The 4,066-nt window shown below is 62.4% G+C and carries 5 protein-coding genes; all 5 read left to right on the top strand.

What is annotated here, in order from left to right:
• Positions 1-788: UDP-N-acetylmuramate--L-alanine ligase (murC, locus tag ACIOUG_RS25080; RefSeq protein WP_401069591.1), on the top strand; the 788-nt coding region annotated here is incomplete at its 5' end.
• The gene (locus tag ACIOUG_RS25085) at positions 785-1,759 is read left to right on the top strand and encodes a D-alanine--D-alanine ligase (protein ID WP_401069593.1); all 975 of its coding nucleotides are present in this window, start codon (positions 785-787) and stop codon (positions 1,757-1,759) included. The genes murC and ACIOUG_RS25085, both read left to right, overlap by 4 nt.
• 4 nt (positions 1,760-1,763) lie before the next feature.
• Positions 1,764-2,630 carry a cell division protein FtsQ/DivIB gene (locus ACIOUG_RS25090; protein WP_041073143.1) on the top strand — a complete coding sequence of 289 codons (867 nt, stop codon included), beginning with the start codon at positions 1,764-1,766 and terminating at the stop codon, positions 2,628-2,630.
• A 15-nt stretch (positions 2,631-2,645) separates the two neighbouring features.
• Entirely contained in the window at positions 2,646-3,905 is a 1,260-nt protein-coding gene (ftsA, locus tag ACIOUG_RS25095; RefSeq protein ID WP_003228014.1) for a cell division protein FtsA, read from the top strand.
• 68 nt (positions 3,906-3,973) lie between these two features.
• Positions 3,974-4,066, top strand: a 93-nt coding sequence (locus tag ACIOUG_RS25100) for a hypothetical protein (protein WP_401069598.1), incomplete at its 3' end; no start/stop codon positions are given.

Raw genomic sequence — 4,066 nt, forward strand, 5'->3', positions numbered from 1 at the left:
TGATGTGCCTGGACGATCCGGTGGTGCGTGAAATCCTGCCGCTGGTCAAGCGTCCGACCGTGACCTACGGCTTCAGCGAAGACGCCGACGTGCGCGCGATCAATGTGCGTCAGCAAGGCATGCAGACCTTCTTCACCGTGCTGCGTCCTGACCGCGAGCCGCTGGACGTGTCCGTGAACATGCCGGGCAACCACAACGTGCTCAATTCGCTGGCGACCATTTGCATCGCCACCGACGAAGGCGTCAGCGATGAAGCCATCGTCCAGGGCCTGTCCGGGTTCCAGGGTGTTGGCCGACGCTTCCAGGTCTACGGCGAACTGCCGGTGGACGGCGGCAACGTGATGCTGGTCGATGACTACGGTCATCACCCGACCGAAGTCGCTGCGGTGATCAAAGCCGTGCGCGGTGGCTGGCCGGAGCGCCGTCTGGTGATGGTCTACCAGCCGCACCGTTACAGCCGCACCCGTGACCTGTACGACGACTTCGTCAATGTACTGGCCGACGCCAACGTGCTGCTGCTGATGGAAGTCTATCCGGCCGGCGAAGAGCCGATCCCAGGCGCGGACAGCCGCAAGCTGTGCAACAGCATCCGTCAGCGCGGTCAGCTCGACCCGATCTATATCGAGCGCGGTGTCGACCTCGCGCCGCTGGTCAAGCCACTGCTGCGTGCCGGCGACATCCTGCTGTGCCAGGGCGCCGGTGATATCGGCGGTCTCGCGCCGAAGCTGTTGAAAAGTGAATTGTTCGCCGGCGCCGTGGCTGCGTCGGTCGAGGGGAAGTTGAAATGACTGCTGCCTACGCCAACCTGTTCTCCACCATCGCGCCGAAAGACTTCGGCCGCGTCGCCGTGCTGTTCGGTGGCATGAGTGCCGAGCGTGAGGTTTCGCTGAAATCCGGTAACGCTGTGCTCGACGCGCTGCAAAGCGCTGGGGTGGACGCGTTCGGAATCGACGTCGGCGAGGATTTTCTGCAGCGTCTGCTGAACGAAAAGATCGACCGCGCGTTCATCATTCTCCACGGTCGTGGCGGTGAAGACGGCTCGATGCAGGGCCTGCTCGAGTGCGCCGGCATTCCGTACACCGGCAGCGGTATCCTTGCCTCGGCACTGGCAATGGACAAACTGCGCACCAAGCAGGTCTGGCACAGCCTCGGGATTCCGACGCCGCGTCACGCCGTGCTGTGCAGCGAAGCCGATTGTATTTCCGCGGCGACGGAACTGGGCTTCCCTTTGATCGTCAAACCGGCGCATGAAGGTTCAAGTATCGGGATGGCCAAAGTGATTTCTGCGTCCGAGAAGATCGACGCATGGAAAGCGGCCAGTACCTACGATTCGCAAGTCTTGGTCGAGCAATGGATTCAAGGTCCGGAGTTCACCATCGCCACCCTACGTGACCAGGTGTTGCCTCCTATCGCCCTGGGTACACCGCACACGTTCTACGACTACGACGCCAAGTACATCGCCAACGATACCCAGTACCGCATTCCGTGCGGGCTGGATGCCGCCAAGGAACAGGAACTCATGGATCTCACGGCCAAGGCCTGTGAGGCGCTGGGTATTGCCGGTTGGGGCAGGGCGGACGTGATGCAGGACGCAGACGGGCAGTTCTGGTTCCTGGAAGTAAACACCGCACCGGGCATGACCGATCACAGCCTGGTGCCGATGGCGGCCCGGGCTGCCGGTCTGGATTTCCAGCAACTGGTCCTGGCCATTCTGGCCGCCAGTGTTGAAGGCTCCGGTAATACAGAGGCGCGAGGTTAAGACCATGCAAGGCGCTCAGCTCAGACATCAGCCACCCGCACCCGGCCGCAAGCCGGTGCCGCGGGGTGCCAGCCGAATGGTGGCCAAAGAGCCCATGTCTGCGCGCCTGCCGAAAGCCAATTTCGGCTTTCTGAAAAGCCTGTTCTGGCCGGTGCTGCTGGTGGCCCTCGGGTTCGGCACCTACGAAGGCGCGCAGCGTTTGCTGCCGTACGCCGACCGGCCGATCACCAAGATCGCCGTGCAGGGCGACCTGAGCTACATCAGTCAGCAAGCAGTGCAGCAGCGAATCGCCCCGTACGTGGCGTCGAGCTTCTTCACCATTGATCTGGCCGGCATGCGTACCGAGCTTGAGCAGATGCCATGGATCGCCCACGCCGAAGTACGCCGGGTGTGGCCGGACCAGGTGGTGATCCGCCTCGAAGAGCAACTGCCAGTGGCCCGATGGGGCGATGAGTCGCTGCTCAACAACCAGGGCCAGGCGTTCACGCCAAAGGAACTGGCGAACTACGAACACCTGCCACAGCTGTTCGGCCCACAACGGGCCCAGCAGCAAGTGATGCAGCAGTATCAGGTGCTGAGCCAGATGCTCCGGCCGCTGGGCTTCTCGATCGCGCGCCTGGAACTGCGTGAACGTGGCAGCTGGTTCCTGACCACCGGTGCCGGCAGCTCCGGCCCCGGCATCGAGTTGCTGCTGGGACGCGGCAACCTGGTGGAAAAGATGCGCCGCTTCATTGCCATCTATGACAAGACGCTTAAAGACCAGATTACGAACATTGCGCGCATCGATCTGCGCTACGCCAACGGCCTCGCCGTTGGCTGGCGGGAACCAGTAGCGCCGACGACAGCCCAACCCGCTGTCGCAAAGAATTAAGAAGAGGCAGGACCCATGGCAAACGTGCAAAGCGGCAAAATGATCGTCGGTCTGGATATCGGCACCTCCAAGGTGGTGGCGCTGGTAGGCGAGGTCGCGGACGACGGCACGCTGGAAATCGTCGGTATCGGTACTCACCCGTCCCGCGGCCTGAAGAAGGGCGTGGTGGTGAACATCGAGTCGACCGTGCAATCGATCCAGCGCGCGATCGAAGAAGCCCAACTGATGGCGGGCTGCCGCATTCACTCGGCGTTCGTCGGCGTGGCCGGCAATCACATCCGCAGCCTGAACTCCCACGGCATCGTCGCGATTCGTGATCGCGAAGTCAGCTCGGCTGACCTGGAGCGCGTACTCGATGCCGCCCAGGCCGTGGCGATCCCGGCTGACCAGCGCGTGCTGCACACCCTGCCGCAGGATTACGTGATCGATAACCAGGAAGGCGTCCGCGAGCCGCTGGGCATGTCCGGCGTCCGTCTGGAAGCCAAGGTTCACGTGGTCACCTGCGCCGTCAACGCTGCACAGAACATTGAAAAATGCGTGCGTCGCTGCGGTCTGGAAATCGACGACATCATTCTCGAGCAACTGGCCTCGGCCTACTCGGTGCTGACCGACGACGAAAAAGAGCTGGGCGTGTGCCTGGTCGACATCGGCGGCGGCACCACCGACATCGCGATCTTCACCGAAGGCGCGATCCGCCACACCGCGGTGATCCCGATTGCCGGTGATCAGGTGACCAACGACATCGCCATGGCGTTGCGCACCCCGACCCAGTACGCCGAAGAGATCAAGATCCGCTACGCCTGCGCCCTGGCGAAACTGGCCGGTGCCGGCGAAACCATCAAGGTGCCGAGCGTGGGCGACCGTCCACCGCGCGAACTGTCGCGTCAGGCCCTGGCCGAAGTGGTCGAGCCGCGTTACGACGAACTGTTCACCCTGATTCAGGCCGAGCTGCGTCGCAGCGGCTACGAAGACCTGATCCCGGCGGGCATCGTGCTGACCGGCGGTACTTCGAAGATGGAAGGCGCCACCGAGCTGGCCGAGGAAATCTTCCACATGCCGGTGCGCCTGGGCGTGCCGCATGGCGTCAAGGGCCTGGATGACGTGGTGCGCAACCCGATTTATTCCACTGGCGTTGGCTTGTTGATGTACGGCCTGCAGAAGCAGTCCGACGGGATCTCGTTCTCGGGCATCGGCAGCCGCGACAGCTACAGCAACGATGAGCCGCAGGCGCCGTTGCTGGACCGATTGAAGAAGTGGGTTCAAGGCAACTTCTAAAGCTTTACCGCAGCACCGCAACAAAAATGCAGTAGGCGAAAAAACTAGAGAATGTAAGGAGAGGGAAAATGTTCGAACTCGTAGACAACATCCCCGCAAGCCCGGTAATCAAAGTTATCGGTGTCGGCGGTGGCGGCGGCAACGCTGTCAACCACATGGTC

The sequence above is a fragment of the Pseudomonas sp. NPDC087803 genome, assembly GCF_044742995.1.
In the GTDB taxonomy this organism is placed as follows: Bacteria; Pseudomonadota; Gammaproteobacteria; order Pseudomonadales; family Pseudomonadaceae; genus Aquipseudomonas.